The sequence below is a fragment of the Nonomuraea sp. NPDC026600 genome, assembly GCF_040638335.1.
Classification (GTDB): domain Bacteria; phylum Actinomycetota; class Actinomycetes; order Streptosporangiales; family Streptosporangiaceae; genus Nonomuraea.
Genome location: NZ_JBEZYD010000039.1, coordinates 94,195 through 110,686 on the forward strand (window position 1 = coordinate 94,195; position 16,492 = coordinate 110,686).

At 68.2% G+C, this 16,492-nt stretch carries 16 protein-coding genes; 9 read left to right on the forward strand and 7 right to left on the reverse strand.

The annotated features are described in order from the left end of the window. Nucleotides 1-16 precede the first annotated feature (16 nt). Complete coding sequence (locus AB0F17_RS52880; protein ID WP_358040509.1) at nucleotides 17-574, forward strand: phosphatase PAP2 family protein; 558 nt, start codon at nucleotides 17-19, stop codon at nucleotides 572-574. Here the strand turns inward: AB0F17_RS52880 and pip are convergent. After that, nucleotides 519-1,499 carry a prolyl aminopeptidase gene (gene pip, locus AB0F17_RS52885; RefSeq protein ID WP_358040512.1) on the reverse strand — a complete coding sequence of 327 codons (981 nt, stop codon included), beginning with the start codon at nucleotides 1,497-1,499 and terminating at the stop codon, nucleotides 519-521. The two genes, AB0F17_RS52880 and pip, sit on opposite strands and share 56 nt — an antisense overlap. A 53-nt stretch (nucleotides 1,500-1,552) precedes the next feature. Between pip and AB0F17_RS52890 the strand changes: the two genes are divergently transcribed. Beyond that, nucleotides 1,553-2,464 carry a threonine/serine dehydratase gene (locus AB0F17_RS52890; protein WP_358040515.1) on the forward strand — a complete coding sequence of 304 codons (912 nt, stop codon included), beginning with the start codon at nucleotides 1,553-1,555 and terminating at the stop codon, nucleotides 2,462-2,464. Nucleotides 2,465-2,468: 4 nt separating this feature from the next. On the opposite strand, the gene AB0F17_RS52895 is transcribed toward AB0F17_RS52890, so the two are convergent. The 5 genes from AB0F17_RS52895 to AB0F17_RS52915 all read right to left on the reverse strand — a co-directional run bounded on the left by AB0F17_RS52895 (nucleotide 2,469) and on the right by AB0F17_RS52915 (nucleotide 5,122). Further along, on the reverse strand, nucleotides 2,469-3,044 hold the full coding sequence (locus tag AB0F17_RS52895; protein ID WP_358040518.1) for a hypothetical protein: 576 nt from the start codon (nucleotides 3,042-3,044) through the stop codon (nucleotides 2,469-2,471). 81 nt (nucleotides 3,045-3,125) lie between these two features. After that, the gene (mscL, locus tag AB0F17_RS52900) at nucleotides 3,126-3,545 is read right to left on the reverse strand and encodes a large conductance mechanosensitive channel protein MscL (protein WP_358040521.1); all 420 of its coding nucleotides are present in this window, start codon (nucleotides 3,543-3,545) and stop codon (nucleotides 3,126-3,128) included. Between the two features lie 77 nt (nucleotides 3,546-3,622). Next, complete coding sequence (locus tag AB0F17_RS52905; protein ID WP_358040524.1) at nucleotides 3,623-3,853, reverse strand: DUF397 domain-containing protein; 231 nt, start codon at nucleotides 3,851-3,853, stop codon at nucleotides 3,623-3,625. Between the two features lie 106 nt (nucleotides 3,854-3,959). After that, a complete protein-coding gene (locus AB0F17_RS52910) occupies nucleotides 3,960-4,148 on the reverse strand; it encodes a DUF397 domain-containing protein (RefSeq protein ID WP_358040527.1) in 189 nt (62 codons plus the stop codon). 122 nt (nucleotides 4,149-4,270) lie between these two features. Further along, nucleotides 4,271-5,122, reverse strand: coding sequence for a helix-turn-helix transcriptional regulator (locus AB0F17_RS52915; RefSeq protein ID WP_358040530.1), 852 nt, complete (start codon nucleotides 5,120-5,122; stop codon nucleotides 4,271-4,273). 443 nt (nucleotides 5,123-5,565) lie between these two features. On the opposite strand from AB0F17_RS52915, the gene AB0F17_RS52920 reads away from it, so the two are divergent. From AB0F17_RS52920 to AB0F17_RS52950, 7 genes are all read left to right on the forward strand, one after another. Further along, entirely contained in the window at nucleotides 5,566-5,844 is a 279-nt protein-coding gene (locus tag AB0F17_RS52920; protein WP_358040533.1) for a hypothetical protein, read from the forward strand. Beyond that, nucleotides 5,841-6,392, forward strand: a complete 552-nt coding sequence (locus AB0F17_RS52925) for a hypothetical protein (RefSeq protein WP_358040535.1) — start codon at nucleotides 5,841-5,843, stop codon at nucleotides 6,390-6,392. Before AB0F17_RS52920 ends, AB0F17_RS52925 begins: the two co-directional genes overlap by 4 nt. A gap of 173 nt (nucleotides 6,393-6,565) precedes the next feature. Beyond that, a complete protein-coding gene (gene glgX / locus AB0F17_RS52930) occupies nucleotides 6,566-8,659 on the forward strand; it encodes a glycogen debranching protein GlgX (protein WP_358040538.1) in 2,094 nt (697 codons plus the stop codon). After that, nucleotides 8,652-10,844 (forward strand): malto-oligosyltrehalose synthase, encoded by a 2,193-nt coding sequence (gene treY, locus AB0F17_RS52935; RefSeq protein ID WP_358040541.1) that lies wholly within the window; start codon nucleotides 8,652-8,654, stop codon nucleotides 10,842-10,844. Before glgX ends, treY begins: the two co-directional genes overlap by 8 nt. After that, on the forward strand, nucleotides 10,834-12,546 hold the full coding sequence (gene treZ / locus AB0F17_RS52940) for a malto-oligosyltrehalose trehalohydrolase (RefSeq protein ID WP_358040544.1): 1,713 nt from the start codon (nucleotides 10,834-10,836) through the stop codon (nucleotides 12,544-12,546). Before treY ends, treZ begins: the two co-directional genes overlap by 11 nt. Nucleotides 12,547-12,670: 124 nt before the next feature. Further along, nucleotides 12,671-14,230 carry a hypothetical protein gene (locus tag AB0F17_RS52945; protein WP_358040547.1) on the forward strand — a complete coding sequence of 520 codons (1,560 nt, stop codon included), beginning with the start codon at nucleotides 12,671-12,673 and terminating at the stop codon, nucleotides 14,228-14,230. Nucleotides 14,231-14,563: 333 nt separating this feature from the next. Beyond that, nucleotides 14,564-15,394: an NAD(P)-dependent oxidoreductase gene (locus AB0F17_RS52950; RefSeq protein ID WP_358040550.1), complete on the forward strand. Its 831-nt coding sequence runs from the start codon at nucleotides 14,564-14,566 to the stop codon at nucleotides 15,392-15,394. A gap of 33 nt (nucleotides 15,395-15,427) precedes the next feature. Here AB0F17_RS52950 and AB0F17_RS52955 read toward each other — a convergent pair whose 3' ends face one another. Further along, nucleotides 15,428-16,486 carry a winged helix-turn-helix transcriptional regulator gene (locus tag AB0F17_RS52955; protein WP_358040553.1) on the reverse strand — a complete coding sequence of 353 codons (1,059 nt, stop codon included), beginning with the start codon at nucleotides 16,484-16,486 and terminating at the stop codon, nucleotides 15,428-15,430. Between the last annotated feature and the right edge of the window lie 6 nt (nucleotides 16,487-16,492).

Here is a 16,492-nt window from a genome sequence, read left to right on the forward strand (position 1 = left end):
CATGGATTGGACATGTGTGTACCGCGACATCGTCGACTTCGCTCTCACCACGCCCGCGTGGCTGCATACCCTCGCCGAGGTGGGTACAGACGCCGGGCTGTTCGTCTTCGCGGCGCTGTTCGCGCTGTGCTGGTGGCGGGCGAGGAACGCGCCGGCGCGCGACCTGGCGATCCCGATCGCCGGACCCGCCGGTGTGGTGTGCGCGTACGTTCTCAGCGAGGTCCTGAAGACGTTCGTCCAGGAGGAGCGGCCGTGCCGGGGCGGGATCGCGACGATCGCCGAGTGCCCGCCCCCGAGCGACTGGTCGTTCCCGAGCAACCACTCCGTCATCGCCGCCGGCGCCGCCGGGGCGCTCATCCTGGCCTGGCGCGCCCTGGCCTGGGTGGTGCTCCCGCTGGCGGCGGTCATGGCGTTCTCACGGGTGTTCGTCGGCGTGCACTATCCGCATGACGTCGCCGCGGGCCTCCTGATCGGCTTGGTGCTGGCCCCGCTCTGCACGCTGCTGCTGGTGGGGGCCGTCACGCCGATGGTACGGCTGGCGCGAAGCCGTCTGTCGCCGCAACGAGCCGGCTGACGATCCCCGGCTCGGTGGCGGCGTGCCCGGCGTCGTCCACCACCTCGAACCGCGCCTCCGGCCACGCCCTGTGCAGGTCCCAGGCGGTGGACATGGGCGTGCACACGTCGTGGCGGCCCTGCACGATGACGCCCGGGACATGGCGGATCCGGTCCACGTTCCTGATCAGCTGCTCGGGCTCGAACCAGCCCAGGTGCGTGAAGTAGTGGTTCTCGATCCGCGCGAACGCCAGCGCCATCTTCGCCTCGCCGAACTCCTCGACCAGTTCGGGATCGGGCCGCAGCGTGACCGTTTTGCCCTCCCACTGCGCCCACGCCCTGGCCGCGGCCAGCCGCGCCTCGGGATCGTCCCCCTCCAGCCGGGCGCGGAAGGCGGCGATCAGATCACCGCGCTCCTCGACGGGGATCGGCGCGAGGAACGACTCCCACGCGTCCGGGAAGAGGTGGGAAGCGCCCTCCTGGTAGAACCAGTGGAGTTCGCCGGGGCGGAGGGTGAAGATACCGCGCAGTACCAGTTCGGTGGTCCTGTCCGGATGCGTCTGGGCGTACGCCAGGGCCAGGCTGCTGCCCCACGACCCGCCGAACACCTGCCACCTGTCGATGCCCAGGTGCTCGCGCAGCCGCTCCATGTCGGCGACCAGATGCCAGGTGGTGTTGGCCTCGAGCGAGGTGCCCGGATCGCTGGCATGCGGCAGGCTCCGGCCGCAGTTGCGCTGGTCGAACAGGACGATGCGATACAGCTCGGGGTTCCACTGGCGGCGATGCCCCGTGCCACAGCCACCGCCGGGGCCGCCGTGAAGCATGACCGCGGGCTTGCCGTCCGGATTGCCGCAGACCTCCCAGTAGATCTGGTTACCGTCGCCCACGTCGAGCAGGCCCGAGTCGTAGGGCTCGATGGGCGGGTACAGGGTTCTGACTTGCTGCATCGGTCCTCTTTCCCCCCACCTGCCGTCGATCATCGAGAACGTATGGTGGGCGTATGGAGCTGGTAACGATCGACGATATCCGTGCGGCGGCCGAGCGCATCAAGCCAGTCGTCGTGCGGACCCCGCTGGTGCCCATGGGAGAGGTCTGGGTCAAGCCGGAGAGCCTGCAACGGGTGGGCTCGTTCAAGATCCGCGGTGCCTACAACGCCGTCGCCGTGCTGCGGCCCGACGGGGTCGTCACCCACTCGTCCGGCAATCACGGCCAGGCGCTGGCGTACGCGGCCAAGCAGTTCGGCGTGCCGTGCGTCGTCGTGGTGCCCGAGGGGACGCCCGAGGTCAAGGCGGCGGCGATCAAGGGGCACGGTGCCGAGCTGGTCGTCGTGCCGCCCGAGCAGCGGATCGTCGCGGCCCTGAAGCTGGCCGAGGAGCGGGAGCTGACCATGGTCCCGCCGTACGACCATCTGGCGGTGATCGCCGGTCAGGGCACGATCGGCCTGGAGATCGTGGCGGATCTGCCGGACGTCGAGGTGGTGATGGTGCCGGTCAGCGGGGGTGGCCTCGCCTCGGGCATCGCCGCGGCCGTCAAGGCGCTGAAGCCGGAGGTCACCGTGCTGGGCGTCGAACCGGAGCTCGCGGCCGACGCGGCCGAGGGCCTGGCGGCGGGGCGGCCGGTCAGCTGGGAGCCGGCCAGGACCTTCCGTACGATCGCCGACGGGTTGCGGGCCGACCTGTCCGAGCTGACGTTCGCGCACCTGCGGGAGCACCTCGACGGCATCGTCACCGTGTCGGAGGACGAGATCCGCCACGCCATGGGCCACCTGGCCCGGTCGGCCCGCCTGGTGGCGGAGCCGAGCGGAGCGGTCACGACGGCGGCCTACCTGTCGGGCCGCGTCCCCGAGGGCCGGACGGTGCTGGTGCTGTCCGGCGGCAACGTCGACCCGGACCTGTTCCGCCAGGTCCTCTGATCCGCTAAGCGGTCCAGTCGTGGCGGGAGAGGAACGACCGGTCTCCGGTGGCGTACTCGTGGAAGGCCCGCTGGACCTCCGCCAGCTCGGCCACCATCGTCCGCGCCAGCGCCTCTTCCTTGTACTCCAGCTCGTAGCCGGGGGACACCTGGAGGAAGTGGCGCCCGAAGTTCACCAGCGTGACGAACGGGTTCTGCGGCGACATGGTGGCCAGCACGTCATGCACCAGCCCGAGGTCAGGGTCGTGCACGATCATGCCGTCGCCGGTGTGGAGCTGCATGCCCTCATAGACGCCGAGCGGCGCCACATTGTGCACGAGATCGCGCTGCGGGTCGTAGCAGACGAGTCCATGAGCCCGCGCGACGGTGAACACCTGGGCCGACATCTCGTCCATCGTGTCGAGGTCCATCGTCACCAGCACATGTCCGGGATAGACCGTGGCCACGCCGGGCAGCTCTTTGGCGACCTCCGGCACGACGTCCGCGACGGGTTCGCTCTTCTTGACCGCGAGGTAGGCGGCCCGCGCCTGATCCCTGCTGATCGGCGCGGACTCGTCCCAGACCATCAACTCAACGCTCACCCGCTCATCTTGTCGGATAGAGCCGCACTTGGTGGCACTCACCCCCGGACAAGCGGGAACGCCCCATCTTCATGACCGCGTCTAGCGCGGCTTCTCGGACTCCGGAACCAGTTCTGCGGTGCAGTGGGCGCATCGGCGCGCCTCGATGGGGATCTCGCTCAGGCATTCCGGGCACTGCCTGGTCGTCGCGGCCTTGTTCCTGTCGAACAGGCCGATCAGCCGGGTCATCGGCATCACGATCAGCCAGTAGACCACCGCCGCGATGATCACGAAGGTGAGGAGGTGGTTGAGGAAGTCGCCGTACTTGAACTGGCTCCCGTTGACGGTGAACGAGTAGTCGGCGAAGTTCGGCTGCCTCCCGCCGGTGATCGCCCCGATCAGTGGTGTGACCAGATCGGAGACCAGCGCCTGCACCAGGCCGCTGAAGGTCGCGCCGATGATCACCGCGACCGCCAGCTCGACGATGTTTCCACGTAACAGGAAATTCTTGAATCCGCCCATGACATCGGTAGATAGCCAGGCGGTGAACGGTCAAACCTTTCCCTGCTGTCAGGGGCGGATACCCAGATCAGGGGCGGCTAGACGGTGTCGAAAGTCCCGGCTTTGATGCCGTCTCGGAAGCCTTCCCAGTCGTGCCGGGTCAACGACAGATGTGCGCCCGTGGAGTCTGTGCCGACTCGGAGCAGGACTCTGTCGGCTTGCTTCGCTACCTCCACGCAATTGCCGTTGTTGCACGAGTGCCAGGTCAGATCGCGCGGAGCCTGGGGGGAACTCATGCGGTACCTCGCAGGGGGTCGGCGGCAGGGCATAGTGCTCCGCCATGGTAACCCGACATCTCGCCCATACTGGGAGCCATGGGGCGGATGTCACGCAAGGGGCAGGCGGCCTCCGCCCGCCCCCGCACGTCTTCGAGCGCTACCCCTTGATGCTCCCGATGAAGCTGGCCCACTCTTCAGGAGAGAACTGCAGGATGTCGCCCCCAGCCACCTTGGTGTCGCGGATGGCGATTCGACCGTTCGGAAGCTCCGCCACGGCGACACAACTGCCGTTGTTGCAGCGGGAAGAGACCCGCCACTTAGGCTCCAGCTGAGGATGCGAGGTCATTGTCACTCTCCTGCCTGGGAATGGCGGGTCTCCTAGCAGGAGCGCGCCGTAATGATTACGACGCATGCTAAACCCCGCCTGGCAAGTACCGCTGGTAATTTCGGACGCTTGGTGAAGCGTTTTCAACCTTTGTGAGCTGCGAAGACATAACGCTGCTCCAATATCCGTTTCCGGGAGTCGCCGGGGTCGAGTGCCGCGGCGCGAAGGTGGTTGAGCACCTCCTCGAAGCGATCGAGCTGGCTGGGCTTCTCCAGGAAGATCTGCCCGGCGAGGGTGTCGAAGTAGACGGTGTTGGCCACCCCGGCGCTGGGGGCGAACCTCAGCAGCATGAACGCGCTGTCGAATCCCATATGGGCGCCGATGGTGTAGGGGACGACCTGAACGGTGACATGCGGCAGGTGGCTCAGCTCGGCGAGCTGGGTCAGCTGCGCCGACATGGTCGATGGGCCGCCGACATGGCGGTGCAGCGCGGACTCGTCGAGCAGGACCCAGTAGCGCGGTGGTGACAGCTTGTGCAGGGTCTCCTGGCGCTTCATGCGGACCGCCACGCGTTCATCGAGTACGTCGGCCCCGATGCGCGGCAGGAAACCCTGGATCACGGCCCTGGCGTAGTCCTCGGTCTGGAGCAGCCCCGGAATCGTGGTGGTCTCATACTCGGCGATCTCGACGGCCTCGGTCTCCAGCCCGATGAGCGGCCGGAAGCCCACGTCCTCCGAATCCTGCCACCAGCTCAGCTGCTGCGCCTCGCGGGCGAGCGTCATCAGCTCTGTCGGGTCGGTGACCTCGTAAAGCCGGCACAGGTCGCGGACGTCGCGCAGGCTGGCCCGTCGCTGGGCCGTCTCGATGCGGCTGACCTTGGCGGGGGAGCAGAGCAGTTGCTCGGCGACCTCGGCGATGCTCAGTCCGGCCTCGGCGCGCATCTCGCGTAGCCGCTTGGCCAGCTGCCGCTGGCGCAGGGTGGGGTTGGCCATCATCCCTCATCCATCTGGGCGGCGCGGTCGGAGATCGCCACGCGCAGAGACTCGATGATCTCGCGGAAGCAGGGTGATTGCCCACCCTCCAGAGGGAAATGGGCTATTTGATATTCGATATCCAGAAATGTCGGATTCGCTGATCATCGCCGATCACCTCTTCGTGACGCCGTGCCGAGATCCTATGCCCAGGTGATTGCCTGCGGCATGTGAGTAAGGCAAACGTCACCGACATGTTCCTATGGCAATTGCCATAGGCATGCGCATTTCGGGTAAACAACCACCGAGAAGAAGGAGGACGTGATGCCCGTAGGAGGACCCACCCGGTCCCGGAGCTCGGCTTCGACCGGAGCGGGGACCAGGACACGAAGCTGGACCGGTGTAGCCGCACCGGCCCAGCTGAAGAACGATCATCCCCCACTGCCAGAGCAGAAGGACGATCCACCATGGATGTTAGCAACATAACCAGAAAATCGACCGTAAGTAATCCCGTCCGTCGCCTTCTGGCCGGCCTGCTCGAAGTCCTCGACGCCTGGGCGTTCGCCGAGCTGGACGCCAGGGCCAGGGGACGGGGCTGGCAGGTGCGCCGGCCGGCCCCGCTCATGAGGGTCTATCGCGCCCCGGAGTTCGACACCTACGTACGTTGCGCCGCCTGCGAGGGCGACGGCGTCACCAGGCAGGGTCTGTGCCGCGCCTGCCTGGGGTTGGGCAGAGTGCGGCGATGAACCGGCGTCTCCTGGATGAGCTGAACCGTGCCACCACCCCCATATCACGGCCGAATCCCCTGGTCGTGCTCTGGCGGTGGCGGTATGAGGTCACGACGGTCGTCTGCCTGCCTCTCCTCGCCTATCTGATCGTCACCTCGTTCGGTCCCATCTCCCTGGCGGTGGTTGCCGTGCCCGCCGTGATCGTCCTCTGGCCGCCCGCGCGGTCAGGGGCGTGGGGGCGGATCCGGTGCGTGGTCACCGCGCACCGGATCCGTGTAGGCCTCGTCGAGGCGTACGTCGTCAACAGGCGGGGCAAGATCCCGGTCATCGTGTGGTGCGCGCCGGCTCCGTTCGGCGAGCGCGTCTGGGTGTGGTGCCGGGCCGGGACCACGCCTTCGGCCATCGGGCAGGGCCGGGACGTCATCGCGGCCGCCTGCTGGGCGAGCGAGGTGGTCGTCCGGCCGCGCTCGGGCAGTCCGCACTGGGTGCTGCTCGAAGTCATCCGGCAGGGGCGTTCCGTCCGAACCCTGTCTGAGGAGTCTCGCTCCGCCAGAGGAACGCTGTGAACGTGGGCCGCTTCTGATACCGCGCCGTCAGAGGCGGCCCACCGGCAAAAAGCGTGCAAAGCCGTCTTATGAGAAGGACCTGTCGCTTCGCCAGACCGGGCGCCTCATTCGAGGCTGGGCTTGTCCGGCGAAGCGAGGGAACGGAACATGGGAACGACGGCAAGGGAGCCTCGATGATCGAAATCTGGCCGGGAGACCCCTATCCTCTCGGGGCGACCTATGACGGGGCGGGCACCAACTTCTCCCTCTATACGGAGGCCGCCGACAAGGTTGAGCTCTGCCTGTTCTCCGAGGACAGCACCGAGTCCAGGGTTCCGCTCACCGAGGTGGACGGGTTCATCTGGCATGGCTACCTGCCGGGCATCGGGCCGGGCCAGCGCTACGGCTATCGCGTCCACGGGCCCTACGAGCCGGCGAACGGGTTGCGGTGCAATCCGGCCAAGCTGCTGCTCGACCCGTACGCGATGGCGATCGAGGGCGGCGTCACCTGGAACGAGGCGGTGTACGGCTACCCTTTCGGGCAGCCCGACGCGCGCAATGACGCCGACTCGGCGCCCTATGTCCCCCGCTCTGTCGTGATAAATCCATTCTTCGGGTGGGGACACGACAGGCCGCCCGCGACGCCGTACCACGACACGGTGATCTACGAGGCGCACGTGCGCGGCCTGACCATCAGCAACCCGAAGATCCCCGAGCACGTACGCGGCACATACGCCGCACTCGGCCACCCGGAGATCATCGATCACCTCACCAAGCTCGGCGTGACGGCGATCGAACTGATGCCCGTCCATCAGTACGTCACCGACGACATCCTGGAGCAGCGCGGGCTGTCCAACTACTGGGGCTACAACTCGATCGGCTTCTTCGCGCCGCACAACCGCTACTCCAGCCAGGGTCAGCGGGGCGGCCAGGTGCTGGAGTTCAAGGCCATGGTGCGGGCGCTGCACGAGGCGGGGATCGAGGTCATCCTCGACGTCGTCTACAACCACACGGCCGAGGGCAACCATCTCGGTCCGACGCTGTCGTTCCGGGGCATCGACAACCCCGACTACTACCGGCTGGTCGACGGCGACAAGCGTTACTACCTGGACACCACGGGCACCGGCAACAGCCTGCTCATGCGCTCGCCCCACGTACTCCAGATGATCATGGATTCGCTCCGCTACTGGGTCATCGAGATGCACGTCGACGGGTTCCGCTTCGACCTGGCCTCGACCCTGGCCAGGGAGCTGCACGAGGTCGACCGGCTGAGCTCCTTCTTCGACCTGGTCCAGCAGGACCCGGTGCTGTCGCAGATCAAGCTCATCGCCGAGCCGTGGGACCTGGGGCCGGGCGGTTACCAGGTCGGCAACTTCCCGTCGCGATGGACGGAGTGGAACGGCCGCTACCGCGACACCATCCGCGACCTGTGGCGCGGACAGCCCGCGACGCTGCCCGAGTTCGGCTCCAGGTTCACCGGCTCCAGCGACCTCTACCTGGACGACAGCCGCCGTCCCGCCGCCTCGATCAACTTCGTCACCTGCCACGACGGCTTCACCCTTCAGGACCTGGTCTCGTACGACGGCAAGCACAACGAGGCCAACAAGGAGGGCAACCGCGACGGCACCGACGACAACCGGTCCTGGAACTGCGGCGCGGAGGGTCCGGCGAGCCTGGCCATCGAGTCGCTGCGCGAGCAGCAGAAGCGCAACTTCCTGACCACGCTCTTCCTGTCGCAGGGCGTGCCGATGCTGTCCCATGGCGACGAGCTGGGCCGCACCCAGCACGGTAACAACAACGGCTACTGCCAGGACAACGAGCTGACCTGGGTCGACTGGTCCGACGTCAGGGAGAACTGGCTGCTGCTGGAGTTCACGCAGCGCCTGGCCGCGCTGCGTAAGAAGCATCCGGTCTTCCGGCGCAGGCGCTTCTTCTACGGCAAGCCGGTACGCGGCCTGAACGACATCGCGTGGCTCACGCCGACGGGGGAGGAAATGACCGACGACGACTGGAATGTCGGATACGCCAAGTCGCTGGCCGTCTTCCTCAACGGCGAGGCCATCACCGAGCCCGACAGGCGCGGCCGGCCGATCAGGGACGACTCGTTCCTGCTGCTGTTCAACGCCCACAACGAGACGATCCAGTTCACGATCCCCAAGGATTATGGCGAGATGTGGCAGACCGAGATCGACACCGCCATGCCGATCTTCCTCGACGTCCGGATGTGCCGAGCAGGGGAAGGGGTCGCGGTGCCTGGTCGCAGCGTGCGGGTGCTCCGGCGTGTCTAGGCCGGTCTCGACCTATCGGGTTCAGCTGACGCCTGACTTCGGGTTCGCCCAGGTGGGGGAGATCGCCGGTTATCTGCGGGATCTGGGTGTCAGCCACGTCTACCTGTCGCCGATCTTGCAGGCGACGCCCGGCTCGCTGCATGGCTACGACGTCACGGAGCACTCCCGGATCCGGGAGGAGTTCGGCGGCGCCAAAGGGTTCCGTGAGATGGCCGAGCTGCTGGCCGCGCAGGATCTCGGCATCGTCCTCGACATCGTGCCCAACCACATGAACACCATGAACGCCCCGTTCTGGTCCGTGCTCGCCGAAGGCCCCGCCTCGCCGTACGCCCGCTGGTTCGACATCGACTGGGACGGCGGGAAGGTGGCGCTGCCGGTGCTCGGCGACGACGTCGAGCCGGTGGTCGACGGCGACGTGCTGCGCTACCACGAGCACGTGTTCCCCCACCCCGGGCACTACCGGCTGGTCGACTGGCGTCAGGGGCCGGGCTACCGGCGCTTCTTCGACGTGTCGTCGCTCATCGGACTGCGCGTCGAGGACCCGGAGGTGCTCTTCGCCACCCATGAGGTGATCTTCTGGCTGCTCGACGAGGGCCTGGTCGACGGGCTGCGCGTCGACCATCCGGACGGGCTGGCCGATCCGCGCGGCTACCTCGAACGGCTGCGTGCCAGGTCCGGCGGCGTCTGGACGGTCGTGGAGAAGATCCTCATCGGCGAGGAACGGCTGCCCGAGGACTGGGCCTGCGAGGGCACCACCGGCTACGAGGTGCTGAACCGGATCAACGGCCTGTTCGTCGACCCGGCCGGCGAGGCGCCACTGGTCGAGCTGTTCACCCGGCTCACCGGTCAGCCGGCCGGCTTCCGGCCGGTGATGGCCGAGGCCAAGCGTGAGGTGATCGAGCTGTTCTTCGGCGCCGAGATCCGCCGCCTGGCCCGCGCCGCCGACTGTGACCCCGCCGCGGTCGCCGAGCTGCTCCGCGCGATGCCGGTGTACCGGGCGTACGTGGCGCCGGGTGAGCCGCCCCCGCCCGAAGCGGTGGAGATCGTCGAGCGGGCCGCCGCCGAATGCTCGCCCGCCGTGCGGCCGTTCGTCCAGCAGGTCCTGTACGGCCCGGCCGACGTGATCACCCGTTTCCAGCAGACCTGCGGGCCGATCATGGCGAAGGGGGTCGAGGACACGGCGCTGTACCGGTGGTTCCCCCTGTCGTGCCTGAACGAGGTCGGCGGTGATCCGGACCTGTTCGGCGTTCCGGTGGCGGAGTTCCACGCGTTCTGCCGCGATATGCGGCCGCACACGATGACCACGCTGTCCACCCACGACACCAAGCGCTCGGAAGACGTCCGTGCCCGGCTGTCGGTGCTGTCGGAGCTGCCCGGCGAGTGGGCGCAGGCGGTGTCCGAATGGTCGGCTGCCGTGAGCTTCGACCCGCAGCTCGACTACCTGGCCTGGCAGAACCTCATGGCGGCCTGGCCGATCTCCGGCGAGCGGTTCGCGGAATACCTGCTCAAGGCGGCTCGGGAGGCGAAGACCTCCATCTCCTGGATAGAGCCGGATCCGGGGTACGAGCAGCGGCTGCGCGACTTCGCGGGCGCGGCCGTGAAGTTGCCGGTGGGCGAGTTCACCGAACGCGTCGACGCCTTCGCCATGGCCAACTCCCTCGGGGCCAAGCTCGTCCAGTTGATGATGCCGGGGGTGCCGGACGTCTACCAGGGCAATGAGATGACCGATTTCTCCCTGGTCGATCCGGACAACCGGCGCCCCGTGACGTTCGGGCGGTCGCCGATGTCCCGCTGGGACGCGGCCAAGCTCGCCGTGACGACCCAGGCGCTGCGGCTGCGCCGCCGGCTCGACCCCGCCGCGCCGTACACGCCGATCCTGGCGGACGGAGAGGCGGCGGAGCACGCGATCGCCTTTGCCCGCGGCGACGACCCGCCGCGGGTGGTCGCGGTCGCCACGCGGCTCCCTGTCCGGCTGGCCCGCCGAGCACAAGCCGAGGAGGTACGGGCCGGCGAGTCGTCGTCGGCGGCGAGGGAGATGTGCCTCGGCTGGGGCGGCACCACGCTGACCCTGCCGGCCGGCACCTGGCGCGAGCTGCTCACCGGCGGCCTCTACACGGGCCGCATCCCCCTTGCTCACCTGCTCGCCCGATACCCTGTCGCGCTGCTGGAGAGACATGATCTTTGAGGTGTGGGCACCGAACGCCGCGACCGTGGAGGTCGACGTCCTCGACGGCCGCCGGGCGATGAGCGCCGGTCAGGGCGGCTGGTGGTCGGCCGACGTGCCCGAGGCCGGGCACGGGACCCTTTACCGGTACGTACTCGACGGCGAGGGCCCCTACCCCGACCCCCGCTCCCGCCGGCAGCCCGACGGCGTCTTCGGGCCCAGCGCCGTCTACGACCACGCGCGCTACACGTGGGCCGACCACGAGTGGACCGGCCGTGACCTGCGCGGCGCGGTGGTCTACGAGCTGCACATCGGCACGTTCACCCAGGCCGGCACGTTCGAGGCGGCCATCGAGAAGCTGTCGCATCTCGTCGAGCTGTGCGTCGACTTCGTGGAGGTCATGCCGGTGGCCCCGGTGCCCGGCGGGCGCAACTGGGGTTACGACGGGGTGGACCTGTACGCGGTCAACGAGACGTACGGCGGCCCCGACGGGCTCAAGTCGTTCGTCGACGCCTGCCACCGCGCCGGCATCGGCGTCATCCTCGACGTCGTCTACAACCACCTGGGACCATCCGGGAACTTCCTGCACCCGTTCGGGCCCTATTTCGCCGGATTCGAGGGCAGCTATTGGGGTGAGGCGGTGAATCTCGACGGGCCCGGGTCCGACGAGGTGCGCCGCTACTTCATCGAGAACGCGGTGCAGTGGCTGCGCGACTACCACATCGACGGGCTGCGGCTCGATGCCGTGCACGCGCTGCACGACAGGCGGGCCACGCACCTGCTGGCCGAGCTGTCCGACCAGGTGGACGCGCTGTCCTGCGCGGTGGGCAGGCCGCTGTCGCTCATCGCCGAGTCCGACCTGAACGACCCCCGCATGGTCCGCTCCCGCGACGCGGGCGGACTGGGCATGACCGCGCAGTGGAACGACGACGTCCACCACGCGTTGCACTGCGCGGTGAGCGGCGAGAGCCACGGCTACTACGCCGACTTCACCAACCTGTCCACCCTGGCCAAGGCGCTGACCAGCGGTGTCGTCCACGACGGCGGCTGGTCGAGCTTCCGCGACCGCACGCACGGCGCGCCGTTCGCCGGTGTGCCCGGTCACCGGCTGGTCGCCTGCCTGCAGAACCACGACCAGGTCGGCAACCGGCCGCTGGGCGACCGGCTGCCTGTCTCCGCTCTTAAACTCGGCGCCGGGCTGCTGCTGACCTCGCCGTTCACTCCGATGCTGTTCATGGGGGAGGAGTGGGGGGCCGGTACGCCGTTCCTGTTCTTCTCCGACCACGTCGATTCGCAGCTGCGTGAGAGTGAGGGCGGGCGTCGGGAGCGGGAGTTCGATGGGTTCGGGTACGCGTGGGACGCGCCTGATCCGTCGCGGGTGGAGACGTTCCTGCGGTCCAAGCTTGATTGGGATGAGGTGAAGCAGGAGGTTCACTGGTCGTTGCTCTGCTGGTATCGGGACCTGATCGCGCTGCGTAAGGCGCTGCCTGAGCTGTCTGATCCGCGCTTCGATGGGGTTCGGGTGGAGTTTGATCCGTTGGGGAAGTGGCTGGTCATGTGGCGGGGGTCGCTGTGCGTCACCGTCAATTTTGGGGCTGATTCTGCGACTTTGCCGGTTTCTGTGGGGGCTGTTCTGCTGGCCTCTGATGAGCCGGTTGCTGCTGGCGAGGATGGTGTCTGGCTGCCGGGGCAGACTTTGGCGATCTTCAGATCGGCGCCCTGACCGGCATCTTTGTCCACAGTCCTGAGTCGGCTGCCGACGGTTATCCCCAGAACGCCGTTCGCCTCCACGCACCCGCCTCCCGGTCGCCGATCCTGAGTGCCTCACCGCACTCTGGAGGCCACTCTTGAAGATCACTCTCCCCTTGCCCGACCGGCTGACGTCCCACTTCATCGTCCCCGTCGAGCGGGTCCCCTTCGACATCGAGTCGTTCATGCCATGGCGCGTCGGCAGGCCGTACAGACGGGCGGTGAGCGCGGCCCTGGGCAGCCCGCTCCTCACCGTCACCCATCACCGCACCCCTTGGCGACCGGCCGGCGTCACGCTCGCGGTCGAGGAGCGTCATTTGCTCCGCAGAGCCCAGCAGCACGTCATGATCTCCTCCACAGCACCTCCGCACGCGCTGCCCACCAGCGTCCAGGTGGCCCGCGCCGCAGCCCGCGCGGTCGCCCAGGAGTGCGGAGGCCTGGTCATCGACCCGCTGACCGGCATCACGCTCCTCACCTGCGAGCGACACCCCGACGATCCCCCCGCTTCCTCGCGGCCACCCAGCTCCAGCGGCTTCCGTTCGGCCGCCTCGGGATCGCCTTCCGGGCCGGTCGGTCGTCGGCGACGAGCTGAGCCGACCGGCTTTCGGGGGACTGGCGAGCCAGCCGCCTCTCGGGCAGTTGGCGAGCCGACCGCTGACGAGCCGGCCAGTTTCCGGATGGCTGGCCAGTCGACTGGCATGGGGACCGCTGGTGAGCCGTCCGGTGGCCGGGCAGTGGGTGAGCCGCCCGGATTTCGGACCGTAGGCGAGCCGCCGCATGGCTTCCGGGCTGGGGGCGAGCCGCCCGGCTTCCGGCTGGCCGACGATTGGCTGGGCTGGGACGTGCAAGTGCACGGGGACGCCACCTGCCCGCCGTGGGACCCGGCCGACACCGGCGCCTGCGACTGCCTACGCGTCACGTCCAGGGGGCTGAGTCGCTTCGCCCTGCCCGAGATCACCCTCGACGGCGCGGCCTGCGCCCACAGTCTCTGCGCCACGCGCCTGCTCCGCAGAGTGGCCAACCACCTCGTCACCGATCACCTGGCCTTCGTCGCGACCCACCCGGACGCCACCGAGCGCGTGATCGACGATCACCAGCGAATAGAAGCCTCAACTGGCCACGGCGGCTCACCGTTCACCGTCCACCTCACCCCCTGCGACGCCGACCCGTCCGGCCACGGCCGCATCGGCCGCATCGGCCGCATCGGCCGCATCGGCCGCATCGGCCGGCTCAGGGTTGGTCCGTCTCCCGGCGCCGGCCAGATCGCCCACCTCAAGGCCGGCCCACCTCCTGGCGTGGGTCAGGCGGCGTACCTCAAGGCCGATCCACCTCCTGGCGTGGGTCAGGCGGCCTACCTCAAGGCCGATCCACCCCCTGCCATGGGCCAGGCCGCCTACCTCAAGGCCAGTCCGTCTCCCGGCGCTGGCCAGGTCGCTTACCTCAAGGCCGGCCCACCCCCTGCCACGGGCCAGGCCGCCTCTCCCGAGGCCGGCCCACCCCCTGGCACAGGTCTTGTCACTCACCTCAAGGTAGGCCCGCCGTCGGATTTCACCGGCTCGCTCAACGACTGGCTGTGCGCCACCCAGCGCACCGCCCACGACGTGCCGATGGTCATCGGCTGTGACTTGACGGACCCGTCCCCAGCCCTCGTGGCATAACGGGCCACGGCCTTCCGCTTCCAGGAGGAACCCCACATGCTCACCGTTCGCAGAACCCATGTGGACGCTTTCGAAGACGTTGACCGTAAATTACGGGATTCCCGCGGGCAGACTCGTCGATTCGACCACCTGACCACCCGACGCAAGGCGATAACCGTCCAGATCCGGGAGGTCACCGAGAGGCCTTCATGACGCTGGCAGCCGCTATTGTCTGCTGGCGACGACTTAAAACGATCATTAAGTTGAGGCTCAGGACGGTCGCAACGGGAAGAGCCGGTCAACGCGCGCCTCGTATAATCAAAGTGTCGGTGATCGCTGGCATACTTCGGCCCCATGACAGTGGAGACGGTCGTTCTCACCGGTGCCGCCGGACAGGTTGGCTCTGTGCTGCGTGAATCGCTACGGCGTCGGCTACGCCGGCTGATCTCGGTCGATCGTGCACCGCTGACCGCCGAAGGATCGAACGAGGAGGTCCATCAAGCCCAGTTGGCCGGCATCGAGGATGTGGTATCGGTCATCGATGGTGCCGACGCGGTCGTGCACTTGGCCGGAGTGCGGGACGAGGCGCCGCTCGCCGACCTTCTGGAAGGCAACGTCTTGGGCACCCACCACGTGCTGGAGGCGGCACGGCGCACGGGGGTCAAGCGTGTGGTGCTGGCCAGTAGTAACCGGCTGACCGGCTGCTATCCGGCCGCGCAGACGGTCTCGGCGCAGATACCGCCCCGCCCAGACGGGCTGTACGGCGTCAGCAAGGTCGCCGTGGAAGCCCTGGGCCGCTTGTACGCCGACAAGTTCGGCCTGCAGGTGGTGTGCCTGCGCATCGGCAGCCTGGAGCCGGAGCCGAGCGAGCCGCGACACCTGGCCACATGGCTGAGCCCCTACGACTGCGCCGGGTTCGTCTGGGCCGCACTAACCCGGGCCGACGTCACCTTCACCGCCGCGTACGCGGTCTCCGCCAACACCCGCCGGTTCTGGGAACTCGACGATCGGCTCGGCTACTGTCCTCGCGATGATGCCGAGGCCTACGTCGGCCGGATCCCCGGAGCGGCACGCTATTTCGCTAGTGATCAGCTTCAGGGCGGCGACTACGCCACCGCTGACTACACCCTCCGTAACGCCTTCGACCAGCGGTCGACCGGCGAATCATCTGTTAGTAGCTCTTAGGGGGGGCGACGGTCGCCAGGGGCGTATGCGGGATCAAGTGATGACTTCGGCGGCTGTCAGTGCCTCGGTGATGGCGGCCGGGATGTCCAGTACGGGGAAGATGACGTGGCGGATCACGCGGAGGCGGTCCACGACCAGGATCAGGCGCTTGAGCCGCAGGGCTTGACCGGCGCGGAACGTGGGGAGGCGGAGGGCCGCCGCGAGCCGCAGGTCCATGTCCGAGAGTAGGGGGAACGGGATGTCTTCCGCGGCGGCGAAGGCGGCTTGCTCGTCGGGTCGCTGAGTGCTCACTCCGTGGATGGCGATGTCACGGGCGGCGAACTCGGCGTGCCTGGCGCGGAAGATGCGGTTCTCGATCGTGCAGCCCGCTGCTCCCGGGACCTGACTCCAGCCGGGCGGTAGCGGCGCGGGCATGCCCGTCGACGGATAGCCGAACAGGACCGTCGCCCGCGCGTCCGCCACGACATCGAGCAACGGCGTCCGCTCACCCACCGACGCGGGTCGGGCGACGGTGGCCGGTGGACGGCTGGCGGTCTGGCCGGGGGTGGTCAATGGGTGGTCGGCGGTACCGGTTCGGTTGGTGGTGAGTGGCGGATGGGTGGCCGCGTCTCGGGATTCGGTGACGATGGTGTCGGTCTGGTTGGTGGTGGCTGGCGGACGGCTGGCGGTGTTGGGCAACTGCAGAGGGTCGGGGACGCTGGTGCCCACCAGGGCGTGGACGCGGGCGGCTTCCGCGCTTCGTGGTGCCGCCACCCCCGTGAGGGTGCCGTCGCCGAGGAGCCAGCGGTCCGCCCAGTCCTGCATGGTGATCAGCATGGGTGCCAGTGCCCACCCCGCGTCCGTGAGGACATACTCGTACCGCACCGGCCCGCTCTGATACGGCTCCCGTACCAGCACCCCGTGCTCCACCAGGTGCTTGAGCCGTTCCGTTAGCACCTTGCGGGAAATGCCCAGTTCGCCCAGCAGGTCGTCGAACCGGCGGTGGCCGCGCGTCACCTCGCGGACGATGAGCAGGCTCCACCAGTCGCCCACCACGGCGGCCGCCTGGGCGATCGAGCACTCGATGTCCTGCGAGCGCAGCTCCCTAGCCATATCTGG